This is a genomic window from Agromyces sp. Y182 (assembly GCF_059445385.1).
Genome location: NZ_JCAIUF010000002.1, coordinates 66830 through 87597 on the forward strand (window position 1 = coordinate 66830; position 20768 = coordinate 87597).

At 68.2% G+C, this 20768-nt stretch carries 20 protein-coding genes; 9 read left to right on the forward strand and 11 right to left on the reverse strand.

The genetic code is table 11. The features are described 5' to 3' along the window. The first annotated feature begins 5 nt into the window (after positions 1-5). The 3 genes from AC1C2R_RS14850 to AC1C2R_RS14860 all read left to right on the forward strand — a co-directional run bounded on the left by AC1C2R_RS14850 (position 6) and on the right by AC1C2R_RS14860 (position 6696). On the forward strand, positions 6-785 hold the full coding sequence (locus AC1C2R_RS14850; protein ID WP_495354325.1) for an ABC transporter ATP-binding protein: 780 nt from the start codon (positions 6-8) through the stop codon (positions 783-785). Continuing rightward, positions 779-3283, forward strand: coding sequence for an FtsX-like permease family protein (locus AC1C2R_RS14855; protein ID WP_495380467.1), 2505 nt, complete (start codon positions 779-781; stop codon positions 3281-3283). Before AC1C2R_RS14850 ends, AC1C2R_RS14855 begins: the two co-directional genes overlap by 7 nt. 260 nt (positions 3284-3543) lie before the next feature. Next, positions 3544-6696: a hypothetical protein gene (locus AC1C2R_RS14860; protein WP_495380468.1), complete on the forward strand. Its 3153-nt coding sequence runs from the start codon at positions 3544-3546 to the stop codon at positions 6694-6696. 5 nt (positions 6697-6701) lie between these two features. Here AC1C2R_RS14860 and AC1C2R_RS14865 read toward each other — a convergent pair whose 3' ends face one another. Further along, complete coding sequence (locus AC1C2R_RS14865; RefSeq protein ID WP_495380469.1) at positions 6702-8108, reverse strand: MFS transporter; 1407 nt, start codon at positions 8106-8108, stop codon at positions 6702-6704. A gap of 114 nt (positions 8109-8222) precedes the next feature. Between AC1C2R_RS14865 and AC1C2R_RS14870 the strand changes: the two genes are divergently transcribed. Beyond that, entirely contained in the window at positions 8223-9107 is an 885-nt protein-coding gene (locus AC1C2R_RS14870) for a LysR family transcriptional regulator (RefSeq protein ID WP_495380470.1), read from the forward strand. 23 nt (positions 9108-9130) lie between these two features. Here the strand turns inward: AC1C2R_RS14870 and AC1C2R_RS14875 are convergent, their stop codons facing one another. Continuing rightward, positions 9131-9889 carry an SDR family oxidoreductase gene (locus tag AC1C2R_RS14875; RefSeq protein ID WP_495380471.1) on the reverse strand — a complete coding sequence of 253 codons (759 nt, stop codon included), beginning with the start codon at positions 9887-9889 and terminating at the stop codon, positions 9131-9133. A 152-nt stretch (positions 9890-10041) separates the two neighbouring features. On the opposite strand from AC1C2R_RS14875, the gene AC1C2R_RS14880 reads away from it, so the two are divergent. Then, positions 10042-10923 (forward strand): helix-turn-helix domain-containing protein, encoded by an 882-nt coding sequence (locus AC1C2R_RS14880; protein ID WP_495380472.1) that lies wholly within the window; start codon positions 10042-10044, stop codon positions 10921-10923. Here AC1C2R_RS14880 and AC1C2R_RS14885 read toward each other — a convergent pair. The 4 genes from AC1C2R_RS14885 to AC1C2R_RS14900 form a co-directional block, all read right to left on the reverse strand. Beyond that, on the reverse strand, positions 10920-11108 hold the full coding sequence (locus AC1C2R_RS14885; protein WP_495380473.1) for a hypothetical protein: 189 nt from the start codon (positions 11106-11108) through the stop codon (positions 10920-10922). The genes AC1C2R_RS14880 and AC1C2R_RS14885 overlap by 4 nt on opposite strands. Beyond that, positions 11105-12040, reverse strand: coding sequence for an SDR family oxidoreductase (locus tag AC1C2R_RS14890; RefSeq protein WP_495380474.1), 936 nt, complete (start codon positions 12038-12040; stop codon positions 11105-11107). Before AC1C2R_RS14890 ends, AC1C2R_RS14885 begins: the two co-directional genes overlap by 4 nt. Before the next feature lie 113 nt (positions 12041-12153). After that, positions 12154-12861: a DUF998 domain-containing protein gene (locus tag AC1C2R_RS14895; protein WP_495380475.1), complete on the reverse strand. Its 708-nt coding sequence runs from the start codon at positions 12859-12861 to the stop codon at positions 12154-12156. A 124-nt stretch (positions 12862-12985) separates the two neighbouring features. Beyond that, positions 12986-14158 carry an aminotransferase-like domain-containing protein gene (locus AC1C2R_RS14900; RefSeq protein ID WP_495380476.1) on the reverse strand — a complete coding sequence of 391 codons (1173 nt, stop codon included), beginning with the start codon at positions 14156-14158 and terminating at the stop codon, positions 12986-12988. Positions 14159-14286: 128 nt separating this feature from the next. Here AC1C2R_RS14900 and AC1C2R_RS14905 point away from each other — a divergent pair, with 128 nt between their 5' ends. Further along, on the forward strand, positions 14287-14883 hold the full coding sequence (locus tag AC1C2R_RS14905) for a TetR/AcrR family transcriptional regulator (RefSeq protein WP_495380477.1): 597 nt from the start codon (positions 14287-14289) through the stop codon (positions 14881-14883). A gap of 56 nt (positions 14884-14939) precedes the next feature. Here the strand turns inward: AC1C2R_RS14905 and AC1C2R_RS14910 are convergent, their stop codons facing one another. From AC1C2R_RS14910 to fdxA, 4 genes are all read right to left on the reverse strand, one after another. Next, positions 14940-15350 (reverse strand): GreA/GreB family elongation factor, encoded by a 411-nt coding sequence (locus AC1C2R_RS14910; RefSeq protein ID WP_495380478.1) that lies wholly within the window; start codon positions 15348-15350, stop codon positions 14940-14942. A 271-nt stretch (positions 15351-15621) separates the two neighbouring features. Then, positions 15622-16254 carry a superoxide dismutase gene (locus AC1C2R_RS14915; RefSeq protein WP_495380479.1) on the reverse strand — a complete coding sequence of 211 codons (633 nt, stop codon included), beginning with the start codon at positions 16252-16254 and terminating at the stop codon, positions 15622-15624. Positions 16255-16316: 62 nt separating this feature from the next. Next, complete coding sequence (locus AC1C2R_RS14920; RefSeq protein ID WP_495354311.1) at positions 16317-16856, reverse strand: flavin reductase family protein; 540 nt, start codon at positions 16854-16856, stop codon at positions 16317-16319. Beyond that, a complete protein-coding gene (gene fdxA, locus AC1C2R_RS14925; RefSeq protein ID WP_495354310.1) occupies positions 16853-17200 on the reverse strand; it encodes a ferredoxin in 348 nt (115 codons plus the stop codon). The genes AC1C2R_RS14920 and fdxA overlap by 4 nt, the downstream gene beginning before the upstream one ends. Positions 17201-17281: 81 nt before the next feature. Between fdxA and soxR the strand changes: the two genes are divergently transcribed. Further along, complete coding sequence (soxR, locus tag AC1C2R_RS14930; RefSeq protein ID WP_495354309.1) at positions 17282-17764, forward strand: redox-sensitive transcriptional activator SoxR; 483 nt, start codon at positions 17282-17284, stop codon at positions 17762-17764. Between the two features lie 25 nt (positions 17765-17789). Here soxR and bla read toward each other — a convergent pair whose 3' ends face one another. Further along, the gene (gene bla / locus AC1C2R_RS14935; RefSeq protein ID WP_495380480.1) at positions 17790-18716 is read right to left on the reverse strand and encodes a class A beta-lactamase; all 927 of its coding nucleotides are present in this window, start codon (positions 18714-18716) and stop codon (positions 17790-17792) included. 73 nt (positions 18717-18789) lie between these two features. Between bla and AC1C2R_RS14940 the strand changes: the two genes are divergently transcribed. Both AC1C2R_RS14940 and AC1C2R_RS14945 read left to right on the forward strand, forming a co-directional pair. Continuing rightward, complete coding sequence (locus AC1C2R_RS14940) at positions 18790-19728, forward strand: LysR family transcriptional regulator (RefSeq protein ID WP_495380481.1); 939 nt, start codon at positions 18790-18792, stop codon at positions 19726-19728. Then, positions 19718-20620, forward strand: a complete 903-nt coding sequence (locus AC1C2R_RS14945; protein ID WP_495380482.1) for a serine hydrolase — start codon at positions 19718-19720, stop codon at positions 20618-20620. The genes AC1C2R_RS14940 and AC1C2R_RS14945 overlap by 11 nt, the downstream gene beginning before the upstream one ends. The last annotated feature ends 148 nt before the right edge of the window (positions 20621-20768 follow it).

Consider the following 20768-nt stretch of genomic DNA (forward strand, 5'->3'; position numbering starts at 1 on the left):
ATGACATGAGCATTCAGGCATCCGAAACACAGACATCCAGGCTGTCAGGCCCGCACCCGGGCCAGGCGATACGCCTCGAGACGGTCGTCAAGAAATACGGCACCGGCCCGTCAGCAGTGATCGCTCTTCGCGGCATCGATCTCACCCTGGAGCGGGGGTCGTTCACCGCCATCATGGGGCCATCCGGTTCGGGAAAGAGCACGTTTCTGCACACCGCGGCGGGCCTCGACGCTCCGACGAGCGGCTCCGTCTGGATCGGCGACACCGATATCTCACGGATGCGGGCCAACAAGCTCGCGAAGTTCCGGCGTCAGCACGTCGGGTTCGTCTTCCAGGCCTACAACCTGCTTCCTGCTCTGACGGTCGAGCAGAACGTGACGCTGCCCCTGCTTCTGGCCGGCAAGAGCGTGGAGGACGGCTGGCTCGACCGCATCATCCGCTCGGTTGGCCTCGACGAACTTCGACAGCGGCGCCCGGCGGAGCTCTCCGGCGGTCAGCAGCAGCGGGTGGCCATCGCACGGGCGCTCATCACGCGGCCTGACGCCGTCTTCGCCGACGAACCGACGGGCGCGCTCGACTCGCGAACCGGTCGCCAGGTGCTTGACCTGCTCGCACAGATGACACGCGAACTGAACCAGACGGTCATCATGGTGACCCACGACCCGGCGGTCGCATCCCGCGCCGACCGGGTCATCTTTCTCGCCGACGGTGCATTCGTCGGATACCAGGACGGCGCATCGACGCAGGAGATCGTCGACCGCATGACCGAGTTGGGGAAATGGTGAACACACTCATCCGGGCGGGAATCCGCCAAAACAAGGGAACGCTCATCGGCGTCTTCGTCGCCGTTCTCACCGCGACGATGCTCGCGACCGGACTCGGCGTTCTGATCGAATCCGGCTCACGCGGCGGGGTCGACCCCGAACGCTACGCCGCCGCCGACGTGATCGTGGGTGGAAAGCAGTCGTTCGAGACCCCAGAGGGGACGACGTACTCCCTCCCGGAGCGCGTGCCGCTCTCCGCCGATGGGCTCGCTCTGATTCGAACGCTTCCGAATGCGGCGAGCGTCGTCACGGACACCACGGTTCCGATGTCGTGGGACGGATCGCCGATCGAAGCCCACGGGTGGAGTTCCGCGGCGCTCACCCCGTATGAGGTCAGTGACGGGAACGCCCCCCGCGCAGCGGACCAGGTCGTCGTTGACGGCAGCTTGGCGTCGCGCACCGAGGTCGGCGACACCGTCACGCTCGCTCACGGCGGCACCAACGCCGAGTATCGTGTCGTCGGGATCGCCACTGCTGCTTCGGGCAACGACCCCGCCCGTGCGGGGCACGTCTTCCTGACTGATGCCGCGGCAGCCGCACTGGCGCCGCGCGGCGGTGCCGGCGACGTCGTCGGAGTATTCGCGCGTTCAGGCGTCTCGCCGAGTGATCTGGCGAGTGAGATTCGCGCACAGGTGCCCGGTGCCGTCACATATACGGGCAATGACCGCGGCGCCGCCGAGTTTCTCGACGCCGGTGCCGCCCGAGCAACGCTCGTCGCGATCGGTTCGTCGTTCGCCGGCACAGCCATCCTGATTGCTCTGTTCGTGGTCGCAGGCACACTGTCGCTGTCCATTCAGCGGCGAAGGCGCGACTTCGCTCTGATGCGCGCCATCGGCTCCACCCCCATGCAGATCCATCGACTCATCGCACAAGAGGTGCTCCTCGTCGCAGGCGCTGGCGCACTCGTCGGAGTGATCCCCGGCTTCTTTCTGGCGGCCGCGATGCGATTCGGCTTCGCGCAAGCGGGGGTGATTCCTGAGGACTTCGCGCTCACCTTCGGCCCGATTCCTGCGCTGATCGCCGTCGTGGTCATGGTCGTGGCGTCCCAACTCGCCGCTGCGGTCGCTGCTCGGCGGCCCGCGCGCATCAATCCGATCGAAGCACTGCAAGAAGCATCGACCACGCCGTCCCGTCTGGGGCGTGGCCGCACGATCACCGGCATCATCCTCGGAGTCATCGGCTTGCTCGCAAGTGCCATTCCGCTGTTCGTCCCCGGTACGATCGCGGTCGCCGGCCCGGCCGCAGCCGCACTGCTCCTCATCATTGCCGTCGGCTTGCTCGGGCCACGCCTTGTGCGTACCGCCATCACGGTATTCGGTGGGCCGCTACGGCACTTGAAGTCGCCCTCAGCCTTCCTCGCGGCCGCGAATGCGCGCAGTAATTCGCGTCGACTCGCCGCAGCGATCGTCCCACTGGCGCTCGGCATCGGTCTCGGCCTCGTGCAGGTGGGTACGCAGTCGATTATCGCGGCCGAGGCCACCACGCAGTCGCACGCCGGGGTGACGGCCGACTTGATGGTGACAGGCGGAGCATCCGGACTCTCTGAGGACGCCGTCGCTTCCATCGCCCAGACTTCGGGTGTGAGTGCAGCGAACCCGGTGGCGCTCAGTCAGATGATCTTCAGCTTCGTTCAGCTCGGCGATCCGACGTCCGAGCAGTATCCGGTACAGGGGATCGATCCGGCAGCGACTGCCTCAACGTTGGATTTGGGCGTGGTGGCAGGCACGCTCGAGTCTCTGACCGGTGCGGACACCGTCGCGTTGAGTTCCGACGCGGCGCTGGCGGCGGGCGTGGGCGTCGGCGATACAGTCAGCGGGCATCTCGGTGACGGAACGGCGGTCACCTCGAGCGTGGTTGCCATCTACACCCGCGGTTTGGGCTTCGGCGACGTGACGATGACGAATCCCGCGTTGCTCGCCCACACGACGACCAGCCTCAGCAATTATGTGCTCGTGGGCACGCAGCCGGGGCAGCTGGCGCACGTGCAGAAGGCACTGGACGAGGCCGGATTCACCGTGGCGAACCGCAGCGAGCTCCGCGCGGCAGGCGACAGCGCGCGCGATGCGAACTCACTCGTCAACCTGATCGCGCTCGCCGTCATCCTCGGCTACATCGCGATTGCCGTGGTGAACACGTTGGTGATGGCAACGGGGGAGCGGCGGCGTGAGTTCGCGCTGATGCAATTGGTCGGAGCGACGCGCAGGCAGGTGCGGGCGATGATGCGCACGGAGTCTGCAATGGTCGTGGTGCTCGCCGCAGCGCTCGGAGTACTGGTGGCCCTACCCCCGTTGATCGGGATCAGCTTCGGTATTTCGGGACAGCTGCTGCCGAACGTCTCGCCGATCGAGTCCGCCGCGATCGTCGGCTCTCTGAGCATCATCGGCCTGATCTCGCTCGCTGTCGCGACACGGGCTGCGATGCGGAGCGCGCCGATCGCCGAGATCGGTTCGCGCCAGTAGCGTCTACTGGGCCTGCGTGAAACGCACCCTGCCACCCGATGGGTCGCAAGGTGCGTTCGCGCGGGCCTGCTGCTGCCCGCTCGGGCAGCGAGCCGTGCGCGGTCCGCTGCGCGGCCGTACTGGACGTACTGCTCCCGGCGCGCGGTGATGGAAGCTGAGGGAAGCCAGGAGGAGGTCTGCCGATCCAAGAGCGAGGCGAGCAGGGCAGGCACGGCGAGCGAGTCGACCCGGGTGCGAAACGCGCGGGCGGCGCGACGCCCGTGAAGCGCGCCGCACAGCGCGCGCAGGCATCGCTCAATGCCCCGTGGATGCTGCGGGCCGACGACGTCATCGATCTGCAGCGGGACGCGGGCAACCGCGCGGTCGCGGCACACGTGCAGCGCGATCTCGAGCCCGACTCGCTCGCGGGACGGCATGCGCGCGAGCCGATCCCGAAGGGCGGTCCCGACATCCGGCCGGCGTTGCAAGCCCGGTATCCGGCGCTGCTCGGCGCCCTCACCTCGGTGCAGCTCGAGCACTGGCAGCGGGTCGTCGACCATTTCACGATCGCATGGCACATCGACGCCCGCGTGCGGCGGCTGTGGGATGACTTCGCCTATTACGGCACGGTCCGCGAGCAGCATCCCGACTACCTGAAGGAGCGGCGCCGGCTGCTTGGCGCCGTGCCGCCGAAACCCGACGAGCACCTCAGCGTGGACGTGCGGCTGCTGCTCGCTGACGATGTGAGCGAGCCGCCCGAGTGGGACGTCAAGGCAGAGACCGACTTCCGTCAGTGGGCCGTCGAGCAGATTACGAAGCGGCCGCTCGAGCTCAGTATGCGGCCGGTGCCCGGCGAAGCGCTCGGGCAGCACCCGATGCCTGGCATCGTCTACAAGACGAAGGGCTTCGTGACCGCCGACGACCTGCGCAATGACTACCCCGAAGAGTACGCGCGGCGTGTGTCGAACCGCGAAGAGCTCGCGAAGCTGCGAGAGGCGCTCAAAGAGACGACCGACGTGTGGCACGAGCTGCAGCCGATGCACCTCGAGCGAAGCGCCATCAACGCCGAGCGCATCGGCTTCGGGGCGATCCGACACGTCTCTGAAGCGCTCGGCTCGGGCAGCGATCCCTACCCCACGATCCGCATCTGGGACCAGCCGCGCCAGCTCATCGAGCGCGCGTGGCCGCTGCTGCGCGAGCGCAAGTACGAACTCGCCGTGCCGCTCATCGCCATGGCCGAGCAGTCGACCGCCGACGCGGCCAAGCGCTTCTCCGCCTATGAGAACCGCGTCATGACGGGCGCGGGCACCGCCGTGAAATGGCTCAACCGGCTGAAGACCGCAGGCACTATCGCCGCTGGAATCGCCTCGGGCGGGCTCGGCCTCACGGGCTCGGCCCTCGTCGCCGGCGGCTACACCTTCGCGCAGGAGGGACTCGGCCGCGCGGCTGAAATGCACTACGGCCAGCGTACGAGCCTCGGACTCGCAAGCCTCGTGCAGGCCGCGGGCGTGAGCGCCATCATGACCTACCTCGGCGGCGCCCTGCAGGCCAGATTCCAGGTCGCGATCAAGGCGCGCATCGACCGTATCCCCGACCTCGTGGGCACGAAGCTCGCAGAACTCACCGCGAGCGCGATGGCCGCCGGCACCTCGTCGGTCTACATGACGGCGACCGAGACCGTTCTGAAGTCCGTCGTCGAGGGCAAGGCGCTGCCGAAGAACGCGAACGAGTTCGCCGACCTCATCGTCGACGGCGTGGTGCAGAACGTCGCCATGGACCTCGGCCTCGCCCGCGTCAACAGCCGAGTCGCGAAGGAGTACGAGGCATGGCGCGGCGGCTCGCGCGGACCCGCAGTCATGGTGCCGGAGACCGCAGTCACGGATGCCGGGGGCGGGGCTGGGCGAGCGGCACCCGCGGTCGACGTGCCGGGCGCGACCGGAAAGACGGGCGCCCGGCTCTCGGATGTCGCCGTGCGATCGCTGCTCACCGAGGCAGGCGGATGGCAACGGCTCCACGCCGAGCTGCAGGGCGGAACCGGCCTGGGCGCGAACCTGCCGTTGCCCGAGCGGCACGCACTCATCGCGCGGTTCGAGGCGCATCGCGAGGGGCTCGCGCGCAACGCGGGTGCGGTGTTCGGCGGCGAGGTCGTCATCATCGACTCGGGTGGCGGGCGTCAGGTCGAGGTGCGCTTCACGGGCGACGAGGCGGCGCAGCACGTGCAGCACGCGACCGAGTACCTCGACGCGAAGTCGCCCGGGTGGGGGCGACAGACCGACGTGCGGCTCGTGGCCGAACCCGCCTCGACGCGGTCGCCGCAGGCGACGACGGGCGGCCCCGGCGGCAGGGATGCCGCACGCGTCGTCGATCACCTCGGTGCTGAGGCGCGGGCGCTCGCCACGGAGTTCGTCCCCCTCTACGACCGTTACCGCCGCATGACCCCCGAAGCGCGATTCGACGCCCTGCTCGAGATCACGAACCGGCAGCTCACGGCGTCGGGTGCGCCGCAGCTCATTCCCAACCATTTGCACAACCCGACCCCCGACCAGTTCGGCAAGCAGCCCGCCTCGGTGTGGGAGCTGCACATCAACCGCGATCTCGTGTCGCAGCGGGATCCGACACCAGAGCAGTTCGCCGATGCGTGCGACACGATCGCCCACGAGGCGCGGCACGCGCTGCAGTGGTTCCGCATGGCTCGGCTGCGCATCGAGCGCGCGATGCCGGGCGCGACCTATGCCGACGTGCGGTCGCGCGCTGAAGGCGACGTCGTGCTGCGGAACTTCGATGCGCAGACGGTGAAGGCCGCCTGGGAGGCGCAGTCCGGAGCACGGCCCGCGGAGTCGTTCCGCGCGGGGGAGCTGCACCATGACGCCGCGGCCGCCTTCTACGACAGCGTGTTCGGCGCGAACGGTCCGACTCGGAATCGGATCTACGACATGACGAAGATCCGAAAGAACGAGCTCGGCGTCGCGATGCGTCGCCTCGACTTCATCTCACGGCTCGGCCTGCCCGAGAACAACCGGCAACTCGGCGACGCGCGTGCGCGCTACCAGGAAGCCCTCGACGCGCACACTCGAGCGCACAACGACTACGAGATGCTCATCGAGGAAATCGACGCCCGCATCCACGGGCAGGATGTCGCGGCCGCCGTGCTCAACGACGCCCGGATGCTCCCGCAGGTGCGCGATCGGGCGCGCGAGGCGCACCGTGCGTTCATCCTCGCCAGTCGCGAGACTCGGGATCCCTCTGCTCGAGGGACTCATGCCGCCCGAACGACTGCGCGAGCCGACGCCTTCCGCCGGTATGAAGAGGCCATGGAGACGCTGCGTCGGCTCCAGCAGCGCCTCGAGGCGCATGCGGCCGCGGCGGCAAGGGCGGCCGCCACGGGTGGTGGCGGCGCAGGCGGAACGGCCGGCGGCGGGGCATCCACTCGCTGAACCGGTCAGCTCGGCGAGCCGGGTCGCGAGGCGCGGGTGAGCAACACGTATGCGCAGCATCCGAGGGCGGCGATGATGGCCGCGGTGAGCAGCGACGCCGTACCACCGGTGTCGTGTTGCGGTGCGGCGATGAGAGCGCCCATCACGGCGACGCCGAGTGTTGCGCCCACCTGGCGGACGGCGTTGAATATGCCGCCGACGCTGCCCGCGGTTCCATCTGGCGCCGCTGACAGCACAGCGGAGATCAATGCGGGGAGGGTGAAGGAGACTCCGAACCCGACGATGGCAAGTCCGACTGCGGTCGGAATCGGCGGGAAGCGAACGGTGACGGCCACGGTGAGCACCGCGCTGCCGAACGCGAGCAGCGTCAGACCGCCGATGATCGGAGGTCGTGGTCCGTAACGGGCCACGATCCGGCCCGTCAAGAGAGGGTTCAGCGCACACGGGATCGTGAGCGGTAGCAGGAACATCCCGATCTGGAGAGGCGTCAGGTCGAGGTTCTGGAACAGCAGCAAGGGCAGCGCGAATATCGCGCCAGTGAGTACGAAGTTCACGGCGGCGCCGGCGATCAGCCCGGCGACGACACCCCGCGCTCGGAGCACCTGTGGTGCGAACACGGGCAAGGCACTTCGCCGTTCGACGATGATGAGGGCCGCGGCAACGGCAATCGCAGCCGCTCCCGACACCGTGGCGAGCACGATGTCCCGGCCGCCGAACGAGATCAGCGAGCCGCTGAGAAGGGCCAGCGTCGCGCCGGCGAGCAACTGCGCGCCGACGTCGATCCGACGTTGGGTCAGAGGAGCGGCGAATCCGGAACCGGCGACCAGTACCAGGACGATGACGGCGATCGGCACGTTGACGATGAACACGGCGCGCCATCCCGCGAACGCCACCAGCGCGCCACCGATGATGGGTCCGGAGGCGAGCCCGACACCGCTGATCGCGGTCCAGGCTGCCAGCGCTCGGGAGCGTGCGGCGGGCTCGTGGTACAGGCGGGTGATCATCGCCATCGACGAGGGGATGCACAGCGCGGCCGCCACGCCCAGCAGCGCGCGCAACGCGACCAGCAGCCCGACCGACGGCGCGAAGGCGGTCAGCAGGGACAGCAGCCCGAACCCGGCGATCCCGACTCGGAACACTCGGTGGGCGCCGAACCGATCGGCGATTGCGCCGGCCGAGAGCACGAACGCCGCCAGCGTGATCGTGTATCCGTTCACCACCCACTGCAGTCCGCCGACCGAGGCGTGCAGAGACCGAACGATGTCAGGTTCGGCAACGGAGAGCACGGTTGTGTCGAGGAGGACCATGAAGTAGCCGAGCGACAGGCCGAGCAGTGCCCGGAAGCGTCCAGGATGCGTCGCAGAGCTCACTGAGTGCTGGACATACGACTGGCGCTGGCGAGCGTTCACCATGTATTCCTCCCACGGAATCGAATCGAGTTCGGAGCCAATCCTGTGCGGGACGAGCGAAGTCAGCGACCGGCTGAGCCGTATGCTGATTTCGGAGAATCCGAACGGAGGTGCGCGGTGGAGCTCAGACAACTGGCGGTATTCGAGGCCATCGTTCGCGAAGGAACGGTCGGCGGTGCGGCGATCGCGCTCGACCGTGCGCCCTCGTCGATATCCGAACAACTGCGCACGCTCGAACAATCACTCGGCGTCACATTGTTCGAGCGGAAGTCGCGCGGTATGCAGCTGACGCCGGCCGGACAGCGGCTGCAACGGTGGGCCCGCGGCCTTCTCGACACGGCTGATGATGCTCGCCGTGACGTGGCCGCGACTCCAGTCGAGGTCCGGCTCGGCGCCCTCGAAACCGTCATGGCGATCCACGTGCCCCGCATGCTGGCCCGGCTCAGCGCCCGACGTTCGGGCATCCAGGTGAAGAAGAGCTGGACGGCCAGCCGCGTCGCCCTCCTCGAAGACCTCGGCAGCGGGGCGATCGACGCTGGACTCCTGCTCGACCTGGGCGAGGGCCTCGGTGAACTCGGATTCGAGACGCCACCAGGCGACTTCGCCTACCTCGACATCGAACCGGTGTCACTCTCCCTTGTAGTGGCGGCGTCGCATCCGCTCGCGCAATCGGCGCCGCCGGAACCCGACAACTTCGAGGTCTACCCGCTCGTCGGCACCAGCCCTGGTTGCTCGTTCTGGCTCGCGGCCGACAAGATGATCGCCCCGCGCACCCCGCGGGTCGAAGCAGGCAGCGTTGCGATCGCGAAAGCCTGGACGATTCACGGCGACGGGCTGGCGCTGCTTCCGGACTTCGCCATCACGACCGAACTCGCTGCCGGCGAACTCGTGCGCCTTCCGGTCGAGACACCGCAGCTCGAACTTCGCCTGGTCTGGCGCTCCGACCGCGAAGGGCGCCCCGGCGTCCGCGACCTCCTCTACGCCATCGCCGATCCGGCGTAGAACCGGGCCCCGCCGCGCACGTTCTACATGCTCGACGGCACGGTGCGCCCGAGAAGTGTGTCGAGCGGCTGCGAGCGGCGTTCGAGGAGTTCTGCATAGGTGCCGGCGCGTTCTGCCCACCGAAGCGTCTGTGCGCGCTCGACCACGATCTCGTTCGGGGTCGGGGTCACCGTCATGAGACCGATGACCTCGTCGAGGAATTGGTCCAGTGGCAGGGCAGCTGGGTTGATCTTCTCCTGGCCGGCCGTTGCGACCGCCGGCGGCACGAGTTCGGTGACCTCGACACCAGTGCCAACGAGCTGTGCGCGGAGCGATTCGGTGTACGCGTGCACGCCCGCCTTCGACGCGCCATACGTGGGCATGGCGGGGAACGGAAGGAACGCGATGCCGGAGGTCACCGTGATGATGTCGCCGCCACCGCGGTTGATCAGGTGCGGAGTGAACGCGTCGATCACACGAATCGTGCCGAGGAGGTTGACGGTGATGGTCGTCTCAGCCTGGGCGAAATGCGCAGGGTCGCGGAGGTCCTCGATGGTCATGACACCCGACATCGTCACCACGACGTCGAGGTCGGGATGGTTCAGGAGAACCTCGTCACGAGCCCGGAGGACGGATGCCGCGTCGGTCACGTCGATCTCGACCGCCTCGAGATCCTCGACTTTGCCGGTGTCACGCCCCCCGACGATGACGGTGCTTCCCGCGCCGACGAAACGTCGTGCCAGCCCGAGCCCGATGCCCGACGTTCCTCCGACGATCAGAACGGTGCGATTGCTGATATCCATGTCTGTGTTCTCTCCATCCGATGAGCGGTACGTGCCGATGACCGGTACGTCTCACCATGGTCACCCGAACGGAACAGCTCAGGAAGGACCCCATCGGTCCGGGGAGTGACAGGACCCCTTTCACCCGCTGCCGCACGGATATCGTGGCCTCTATGGATGTTGACGGCCAAGCGAATGTCGACGGCGAGGCGAATCGGCTCGGTGAGTACCTCCGCGCGCGGCGCGCGTTGGTCACTCCCGAACAGCTCGGGATCGCCGTCGACTCGAACCGTCGCGTGCCGGGTTTGCGCCGCGAAGAAGTCGCGTTCCTTGCCGGCGTCAGTGCCGACTACTACCTCAGGCTCGAACGAGGGCGGGACAGCAACCCCTCTTCACAGGTCTTGGAGTCGTTGGCCCGTGTTCTGCGACTCGACGAAGTTGAAACCGAGTACCTGCTGGGCCTCGGCGGACCTCGCCCGCGAGTCCGGCGGCGGCGGCACACCGAGCGAGTTCCTGCGCGGTTGCACCACCTGCTGGCCGCCCTCGACATGCCGGCATTCATCGAAGGGCGGCATTTCGACGTGCTCGCCTCGAACCCGCTCGCCGTCGCGTTCTCGCCTCGCCTCACGCCGGGGCAGAATCGGCTGCGGTCCCTGCTCTTGGATCCCGAAGAGCGCGAGTTCCACGAGAACTGGGATCGGGCCGTGGTCGAGTTCGTCGCATCGTTCCGGCGCTCCATCGGCGACGACGTCACCGATGCGCGCGCCGTCGAACTCGTCGGCGAACTCTCACTCGCGAGTGCTCGATTCCGATCGCTCTGGGCGCGACACGACGTGCGGCAACTCGACGGGGGCAGCACGATCGTGAACCACCCGACGGTCGGCGAGCTTCGCCTTCACCGCGAGAAGCTTCCCATCGGCGATCTCATCCTCGTGCTCTACTACCCCGACGAACGCAGCGACAGCGCAGAGAAGCTCCACCTGCTCTCCTCGAGCCGATCAACCGACGCACACCCGCGCTCCTCCGAGCGTTCGCATCCCGAAGCGCAGGGTTAGATGAGGAGCACCACCCCCGTGACGGCGAGCCAGAGCGACCACGCGATGTACGTGAACGGCGTGAGCATCGCCGCGAGCCTCCAGCCGTTCCGCTCGAACGGGCCGACGAATTCGAGCGAGCACACCACGAGCACCGTGCCGATCACGACGATCAACAGGATGCAGGCTGCGGGCGACGTCGTCATCGATGACCCTCCTCGGTCGTACCGGTGTTCACACCGACCAGCTCTGCGCTGACCCGCCAGAGGCGCTCGGCGTCGGCTCGATCCTCGCTTCGTCTCGAGGACCTCACGCGCTTGCCGTTCGAGAAGTATCCGCCGGTGACCTGCTCGAGTTCGGGCGCTGCGGCGAGGTGGATCGAGGTCAGAGCGCCTCGGGCGGGCGTCTTCATGAATGGCTTGATCAGGGGAACGATGACGCGTTGCACCGTCGCCGGGTCCTCGGCGCCGAACGAGGTGCGCACCACGCCGGGATGCAGCGCGTTGGAGGTGACCCCGCTGCCCTGCAGTCTTCGGGCGAGTTCGTAGGCGAACAGCAGATTCGCGAGCTTCGACTGGTCGTAGGCGCGGGAGCCGGAGTAGGTGCGTCCGCCCTGGAGGTCGTCGAAGTCGATGCGTCCCGTGCGGTGGGCGTTCGACGAGACCGTGACGATCCTCGATGGTGCGTCGGCCTTCAGCCGGTCGAGGAGGAGGTTCGTCAGCAGGAAGGGCGCGAGGTGGTTGACGGCGAAGGTGCGTTCGAGGCCGTCAGCGGTGATGTGCCGGGTCTGCCAGAATCCGCCGACGTTGTTCACCAGCACGTCGATGCGCGGCAGGCGCCCCAGCACCTCGGCCGCGACGCGTCGCACCTCGGCTTGCGACGAGAGGTCGGCGACGAATGCGTCCACTGGACCGTCAGCGGCCTCACGGATGTCGCGTGCAGCGGCCTCGGTGCGCTGCCGATCACGCCCGACGATCGCGAGGTGCGCACCCGTTCGGGCCAGCCCGAGCGCGGTCGCCTTGCCGATGCCGCCCGTCGCGCCGGTCACGAGCACGACGCGTTGCCGGGGCGGAGTCGAGGCCGACGCGGTATCCGATGGGGGTTCCGAGTGATCGCGGCGCTCTGCTCCTCGCGACATGGCCCCTCCCTTGGCTCGGACGAACCCAGTATGCTCCGGAACTCACCTGGCCACAGGTGCCCGTGCTCGTGGACACCGACCGTGTTTCGACGATCGCCTTGCGCTGATCCCGATCAGTTGTGGGAGATGCGAGATGGAGCCGCCGGAACCGATGAGGTCGGAGCGGCGACGTCGCCCGGGCCGTCGAGGAGCAAGCGGAGTGAGATCGCGGCGACGAAGCCGAACGAGATCGCAGTCCCCACGACCAGCCGCAGGCTCAGGCTCGCGAGATCGGGCCACGCGCTGACTCCGATGTTGAGCACGAGGGCGACGATGCACAGCCCAACCCATCCAGGCCTTCCATCCGAGGCGAACCGGCGTGCGAGCACGATGCAGGCGACGATCCACGACACGGTCGCGATGCCGAATCCGATCTCGTGCACGATGCCGTGCCAGCTGACGTCGGGAGCCCCTTGTGGCGCGCCGGGCGGGAAGCCTGCGCCTGCGTCCGTGACGAAGACCCCGGCGATGATCAGGCCGATGCCGTTGAGTGCGATCAGGATGGGCGCCCAGGTCGACGCGCACCCTGGGCGGAGTCGGCGCCGCAGGCCGAGAGCGCATGCAACGTACAGCGCGCCCGCCAGCACGAAGCTCGAGACCTGTATCCATCCCAGCTCACCGAGGCTGAGCAGGCTCAGCGGATGACGAGTCGGATCGAAGCCGTCGCGAGTGAAGGCTTGCAGCGCCCAGACGAGGAGGAACACTGGTCCGGCGACGACGCCGCAGACGAGGAGTCGGGTCGTTGTTCTCTCGCCGCGGGCAGCGGTATCGGATGTCGACATGGTGGAACCCTTTCCCGAGCCCTCGTACCTCCGATGGAGGACGGCAGCTCGATGTTCAACAGTGAACTAAGAAGTTCAGTATTGCAGACTGAACCAATTGGTTCAATGTCCGGTTCCCCGACATTCAGAACGACCGCGCCAAACGGCTGAGTCCCTCCCCGATCGTGGCGGGTGGGTAGGTGGTGAACGAGAGCCGCAACGTGGTCGGGTCCGGCCGATCGGCGTAGAACGGCGCTCCCGGCACGTATGCGACCGAGTGCTCGATCGCGCGGGTGAGCTGGTGAGCGGCGTCGTGCCCGGGTGGCAGGGTGACCCACACGAACATCCCGCCCTGCGGGGAGTTCCACGTGCTTCCGCCCGGAAGTGCGTGCGGCAGCGCCGCGAGCATCGTGTCTCGGCGCTCACGGTAGGCCGCGCGAATCCGATCGAGCGACGGCTCGAGGGTGCCGGCGTGCAGATACTGGGCGGCGGCAGCCTGATCGACGGTCGACGTGTGCAGATCGGCGGCCTGCTTCGTCACGACGACGGTCGAGTGGAGATCGGCCCGGGTGCGGATCCAGCCGAGGCGAAGGCCGGGGGCGAGGATCTTGGAGAAACTGCCGACGGTGATGACGTGCTCGGCGGAAAGTGCGGCGAGGTACGGCAGAGGATCGCCCGAGTAGCGCAACTCGCGATAGGGCTCGTCTTCGATGATGCGGAACCCGTGAGTGGCGGCGAGCCGGGCGAGCCCCTCGCGCGTCGCGAGGTCGAGGGAGGCGCCGGTCGGGTTCTGGAACGTCGGCACCGTGTACATGAGCTTCGGGCGGTGCTGCTGCGCCAGCCGGCCCAGGGCGTCGAGGTCGACGCCATCGGCATTCACCGGGACGCTGACGACGCGGGCGCCCGCCAGGGTGAACGCTTGGAGTGCGGCGAGGTAACTCGGGCGCTCGACGAGCACCATGTCGCCTGGATCGAGCAGTGCGAGCGCCAGGAGGCTCAGCGCTTGCTGCGACCCCGTCGTGATGAGGATCTCGTCGCTCGTCGTCGGCAGGCCCTGGGCGGTGTACCGATCGGCGATGAACTCGCGAAGGGCGACGTTTCCTTCGGTCGTCGAATACTGCAGGCCGCGCGGATCGCCGAGCGCCGTCTCGAATGCGGCTCGAAGCCCCTCGAGGTCGAAGAGTTCGGGAGCCGGCAGGCCACCGGCGAACGAGATGACGTCGGGATCGGCGGTGAGCGCGAGCAGATCGCGAACCGGAGAGCGCGTCGTGCCGCCGGAACGTCGAGACAGATGGGGGAGTGGAGCTGGAACAGGCATGAAGACCTTGTCGGCAGAGTGACGGAATCGCTGGGATCAGGCGGCCGCTCGATCGTGTCACTGGCCGGTGGGTCTCGTCATCGTGGTGGGATGGCGGGTTCGAAGCTTTACGGTACAGAATGTATCGTATGACGGCAACGACGTTGGGGCGACCGCGGCACGAGAACATCGACCGTGCCGTTCTCGATGCCGCTGTGCGGATCGTCGAACTCGAGAACTACCAGGCGTTGACGATCGGCCGCGTCGCCAAGGATGCCTCGACGACGCGTGCCGCCGTGTACCGGCGGTTTCGCACCACCGCAGAACTCGTCATCGCAGTGCTGAGCGACCGGTTCGGCACCGATCCCGGCGTCGACACCGGCGACCTCGAGACCGACCTGCGCACGATCCAGCGGCATCGCCTGGAACTGTTCAACCACCCGCTGATCGTGCGCGGCCTTCCGGGCCTGATCGACGACCTCTCGGTGCAGCCCGACGCCGCTCGGCGTTTCTCCGAGGAGTTCCTCGGCCCCCGGCGTACGGCGACGACTCGCGCGGTGCAGCGCGCGATCGATCGCGGCGAGCTCGATGCATCCGTGGATGTGGAGTGGATCAGCGACCTGCTCACCGGCCCGCTCCTGATGCGAGCGCTACTGCCGGGTCTTCAGGCGATCGATTCGGCGCTCGTCGAGCACACGATCAGCGTCGCTCTCGTCGAACTCGGCGCGAAGGCGCGCTCGCGGTAGTCCTCCGCGAGCGCATCGCACAGCGTCACCGAACCCGAGTCGTGCGGGCTGGTGCTTCAGCCGAAGGGCACCGCTTCGAGCACCGTGACCTGCACGGTGCGGTTCGGCGCCTCGTATGCGACGGAGTCGCCGACGTACCGGCCGGTGATCGCCGCGCCGAGCGGGGAGGTCGGTGAGTACACGTCGAGGTCGACGCTTCCATCGAGGTCGGCGAGCTCACGACTGCCGAGCAGGAAGCTCGTCGGCTCGGCGTCGTCGTCGAATCGCACCGTGATGCGCATTCCGGGCTCGACGAGTCCGTCGTCGGGCTTGAGACCCACCTCGGCGTTGCGCACCATCGCGCGAAGCTCGGTGGTGCGTGCCTGTTCGGTGTCGGTCAGCGTTCGCCCGGGCCGCGAGAGTTCGGCGAGTTCGGCTTCGAGCCGCTCCAGTGCGGCCGGCGTCATCCATACGGATTCGATGGTCATCGGGGAGTCCCTCCCTCTCGGCGACCCCGCGGAGTCGTCTGGCAAAGAACTTCCCATCCTAGCCGACGTGCCGGATTTCGCGGCATCAGGAACCGCTTGCGCAGCGACCCGTTCTACCCGCTCAGCCAGGCGATCAATGTTCCGATCGCGGTGAGGAGGATCAGCGCGAGGAGTCCGTAGCGCCGTATCTGCACCGCGAGCAGCGCGACCGACGGGCGCCGGCGTCGTCGACGCCGGCGCCGGGGCGCGCGAGGGGGTTCGGTCGGAGTGCTCAGTTGGCGCTCGGCACGATGAGACCTCGTGTCGCTGTGCGAACTGCGGTGAAGCGGGCCTGCACGTCGGCCCAGTCGACGATCTCCCAGAACGCCTTCACATAGTCGGCGCGCACGTTGCGGTAGTCGAGGTAGTACGCGTGCTCCCACACGTCGAGCTGCAGCAGCGGCGTGACGCCGAGCGGCGCGTTGCCCTGCTGATCGAAGAGCTGGAAGATCACGGGCCGGGCGCCCACGCTGTCCCAGGCGAGCACTGCCCAGCCCGAGCCCTGCACGCCGAGCGCGGTCGCCGTGAAGTGGGCACGGAACGCATCGAACGAGCCGAAGCCGTCGTCGATGGCCGCCGCGAGCTCGCCCTCGGGCGAACCCCCGCCGTCGGGCGACATGTTCTGCCAGAAGACGCTGTGGTTGATGTGGCCGCCGAGGTTGAATGCCAGGTCTTTCTCGAGCTTGTTGACGTTCGCGAGGTTGCCGCTCTCGCGGGCCTCGGCGAGCTGCTCGAGCGCGGTGTTCGCGCCGGTCACATATGCCTGGTGGTGCTTGGAGTGGTGCAACTCCATGGTCGCCGCCGAGATGTGGGGCGCGAGCGCTGAGTAGTCGTAGGGCAGGTCGGGCAGTGAATAGGCCGGCATTCGGATGCTTCCTTTCGATGTGCCGTTCGCGGTTGCGATGCGGCGGGTGGCGCGTGGCGGGGTCAGAGCTCGGGTATGTCGTGGTCGAGGCGGTGGAAGCGGCGATCGCGGTAGACGAGCGAGGGTGCTGGGGGCCCGAGGAACACCTCGAGCACCTCGGCGACGACGAGGGAGGAACTGCCGACCGGCACGGTCTGCAGCGTGCGACAGCGCAGGGCGGCGCGCGCGTCGGCGAGCCACGGCTCACCGGTCTCGAGCAGCGACCAGCCCTGTTCGGTCGTGAACCGGGGCTCGCCCGATCGCGCGAACGCGCGGGCGACGTCGACCTGATGTGCGGCGAGGAAGTGCACGACGAGGGTTCTGGCGGCGAGCAGCGCGCCGGCCGAACCCGTCGCTCGCGTCACCGAGAATGAGAGCGCAGGCGGGTCGGCCGCGACCGAAGCGACGCTCGACGCCGTCAGGCCGACCGGTCCGTCGGGCGTCATGCCCGTGATCAGTGCGATGCCGGCGGGGTGACCACGGAAGGCGGCCTTGAACCCTTCGGCGGCGTCGGACGTATCGGCGGTCACGATCGGGTCGCGCACTGCGGCGGCATCCGTCATGAATGCGACGCCTGCGGGGGGAGCGCGGTGATCACCGGGTGGTCGAAGCTGAGCATTCCGGTCTTGGCGGCGCCGCCGGGGGAGCCGAGAGCCGGTGCCCCGCCGTTCGAGATCTCGAAGAACTCGACGTTGGCCTTGTAGTAGTCGGCCCACATCTCGGGGAGGTCGTCTTCGTAGTAGATGGCCTCGACGGGGCACACGGGTTCGCAGGCGCCGCAGTCGACGCATTCATCGGGGTGGATGTAGAGCGAACGCTCACCCTCGTAGATGCAGTCGACGGGACATTCGTCGATGCAGGCCTTGTCTTTCACGTCGACGCATGGCAGCGCGATCACATACGTCACGGGGTGACCACCAACTTCACGATTCGCATGTCTCTACCGTAAAACCTCAAGTAGCCTTGAAGTCAAAACGAGAGGGCGCGGATGTCGCAGCGTGACGAGCACGAGACGGTGACGACGTCGACCGCGCGACACGCACCCGACGAGCTGCTGACCGTCGGGGAGATGAGTCGGCGCACCGGCGTCGCGCCGTCGGCGTTGCGGTTCTACGAAGACCTCGGCCTCATCGCCTCGCATCGCACGGGCGGCAACCAGCGGCGGTACCCACGACACATGCTGCGGCGCGTCTCACTCATCTCGGTCGCGAAGCGGCTCGGCATTCCCCTCTCCGACGTGCAGACCGCGTTCGAGAACGTGCCGCTCGACACGACGCCGAGCCATGAGGACTGGCAGCGGGCCTCACGCCGCTGGAAGCGACAGCTCGAACAGCGCCGCCACGGCATCGAACGCCTCGAGCGCGAACTCACCGGATGCATCGGCTGCGGGTGCCTCTCGATGAAGGCGTGCGGGCTGCTGAACCCCGACGACGCACTCGGCGACGACGGGTCGGGCCCGCAACGGCTCTGACCCCCTCGGCGAGAGGGCGGGCGCCTCAGACCGCCGCGACGAGACGCGTCACTTCGGCCAGCACCTCGTTGTTGTATGTCGCGTCGGCACGATCGGTGCGCGTCATGATCGCGAGGATGAGGGGCTCGGCAGTCGGCCGCCAGAGCACACCGGCGTCGTTGACCACCCCGTAGTCGCCGCCACCGGTCTTGTCGGCGAGCTCGTACGGAGCGGTGAGGCCGGCTCGCATCCGGGCGCCCGATGTGGTGTTGCGGAGCATCCACTCCTGGAGTCGAGCAGCGGCGAGCACGCCGGCGCGCTGCTCGAGGATGAGCGCCCGGTACAGGTCGGCGATATCGTCGGGCGTCGACGTGTCGCGCTCGTCGCCGGGCAACGCGTCGTTGAGCTCGGGTTCCCACCGGTCGAGTCGCGTCGCCTTCGCACCGAGCGATGACGCGAACGAGGTGGCCGCCGACGGGCCGCCGAGTTCGCGGAGGATCAGGTTGCCGGCGGTGTTGTCGCTGAAGCGCAGCGCCGCGTCGGCGAGCTCTTCGGGTGTGGCCTGATAGGTCGTCGTCTTGTCGAGCACTTGCGAGTTCTCGACGATGTCGGCGCGGGTGAAGGGAATCGGCGTCGCCCAGTAGTCCTCGTCGTAGCCGCGCGCTTGCACGAGGGCGGCTGCCGCGAGGGTCTTGAACAGGGAGCACATCGGGAAGAGCTCACTGCCGCGGTACCGGAATGAGCGTCGCGAATCGTGCCAGAGGGCGGTGACGCCGATGGTGACGGATGTCGCGCGCTCGAGTTCGGCGACCGCCCGCGCCAGTTGGCGGTGACTGCCGACCGCGGGCGAGGCCGGCGCGGGGACTGCAGGCGGCGAGGTCGAGAAGACGGCCGCGGCCGCCCCGACGGTGGCAATGCCGCCGAAGGCCAGCAACGAGCGGCGGGAGACGGGGGATGTCGGTCGATTCGTCATGTCCGGAGTCTGACCCGCGGTCGGCGATGCAGACAAAGGCGGGAACGCGGCGATCGATGCAAGAATCGCATGCATGTCGCGACACCTCGATCTGCGAGCCGCGTGCGAGGCCTTCGTCTCCGTCGCCGAACACGAGAGCTTCACGGCCGGCGCAACGGGTGCGGGGGTCACGCAATCCGTGGCGAGCCGTCGCGTCGCGGCACTCGAACAGCACCTCGGGGCGCGGCTCTTCGAACGATCGTCGCGGCGGGTGGAGCTGACGGAGTTCGGTCGCGGTGTGCTGCCGAGCGCCATCAAACTCGTCGATGCGGCGCACGAGCTCTCCGACGACGCAGAGCGGTCACGTCGGCTTCCAGTGACGGTCGGCGTGCCGCATCGCATCGACGAAGTGGAAGCGGCGAAGCTGACCGCCGGCGCAGCGCTCCGGTCGATGAACGTGGAACTCGTTTCCGCTGGCCCCACAGAACGGGCCGAGTCCCTCGCCGCCGGGCGCACGAGGCTCAATCTCGAGCCCATCGCACCCGATCGCGCTCAATGGGCGGAACCACTCGGCGTCGCGGGGTCCGCACCGACCTCGCGCGATCGGGAGTTCTATTTCGCCGAGCTTCGCCCGCGCCGGGGCATCCGTCGCGTCGCACGACTGTGGTTGCAGCCCGAAGACGACGTGCCGCACGTGCGGGATCGCCTGGAACGGGTGAGAAACGGCGCCGGACTCACGCCGGCACAGCTCCGCATATCGCCATCGAACATCAACGCGATGGCCGCGGTGCTCGGAGGTGAGGACCTCGTGCTCTGCACCTCGGCGGAGAGCGAGTCATTCGGTCTCCAGTGGCGGGCGCTCGGCGACCTCCACCTCGTGCGCGGGTACGCCCTCGCCTACCGGGAGGGGCAACTCGCGTCGCGATTCCTCGAGATCGCCGGCCCATATCTCGCCGCACTGCTGCACTCGAGCGAGGTCAGCGGCTTCTCCGTCTCCACTCCGCCGACGACGGGGCGCTCTGGTGGACACTGACCGGGCAGTACTGCGCGAAGCAGCCGACGTGCTCAGCGAGGCGGGCCTGCGTGCGTCGATCGCAGTGCGTGACCTCGGCAACGGCCGTGAGCTCTCGCTGGCCGCCGACGACGCCTACCCGCTCGCATCCGTCGTCAAGCTCCCACTCGCGCTCGCCGTGCTGCAACGCGTCGCCGCCGGGACGATCGACCCGGCGCGCCGGGTGACACTCGATCCGGGCGATCGCACGCCGGGTGTCACGGGCTACTGCCGATTCCGGCACCCGACGACCGTGTCGGTCGAAGACCTGCTCTACATGGCCGTGTGCCTGAGCGATGATACGGCGGCGGACGCCCTGTTCGCGCTCTGCCCGCCTGACGCGGTCACCGCGTCGCTTCGCGAGTCGGGCATCACGGGCATCAGCGTGCGTCATTCGATCCGAGACCTGCATCTCACGCTCGCCAGCACGCTCCCGCCCGAGCAGATGCCGCAAGCGCTCGCGCTCGCCATCCGCGCCTCCACACGCGGCGGCGGCCACCTCATTCCGCAACTCGACGTGTCGAGCGCGAACGCCGGTACCGCGAACGCCTGCGTCGAACTGCTCGATCGCATCTGGCGAGACCCGTCGCTCAGCGGTCAGCGCGATCAGATGCGCGGTCTGCTGGGCATGAACGTCATGCGTCACCGACTCGCCCCCGACCTGGAATCGGACGATGCCGTGTGGCACTCCAAGACCGGCACGTTCCTGCATCTTCGCCATGAGGTCGGCGTGCTCGAGCACGCCGACGGTGGCGTCTTCGCGATCGCCGTGCTCAGCGAGTCATCCGTGCCCGCGCAGCGTCAGCCGCTCGCAGAACAGGCTCTCGGCTTCGCCGCGAAGCTCCTGCACGACCGGGTGCGATCAGCGGCCTGACCGATGTGTTCGGCCTCCTCGCGCCGCTGCGCCGGCGCGCCGCACCAGGGCGATCGGGGCCGCCGGGATGCCCGTTCGGGCGACCATCGCCGCCCGAACGGCCGGTCGGGCCACTTGCCGCCGGCCCGGCCGGGGCGGAGACTGATTC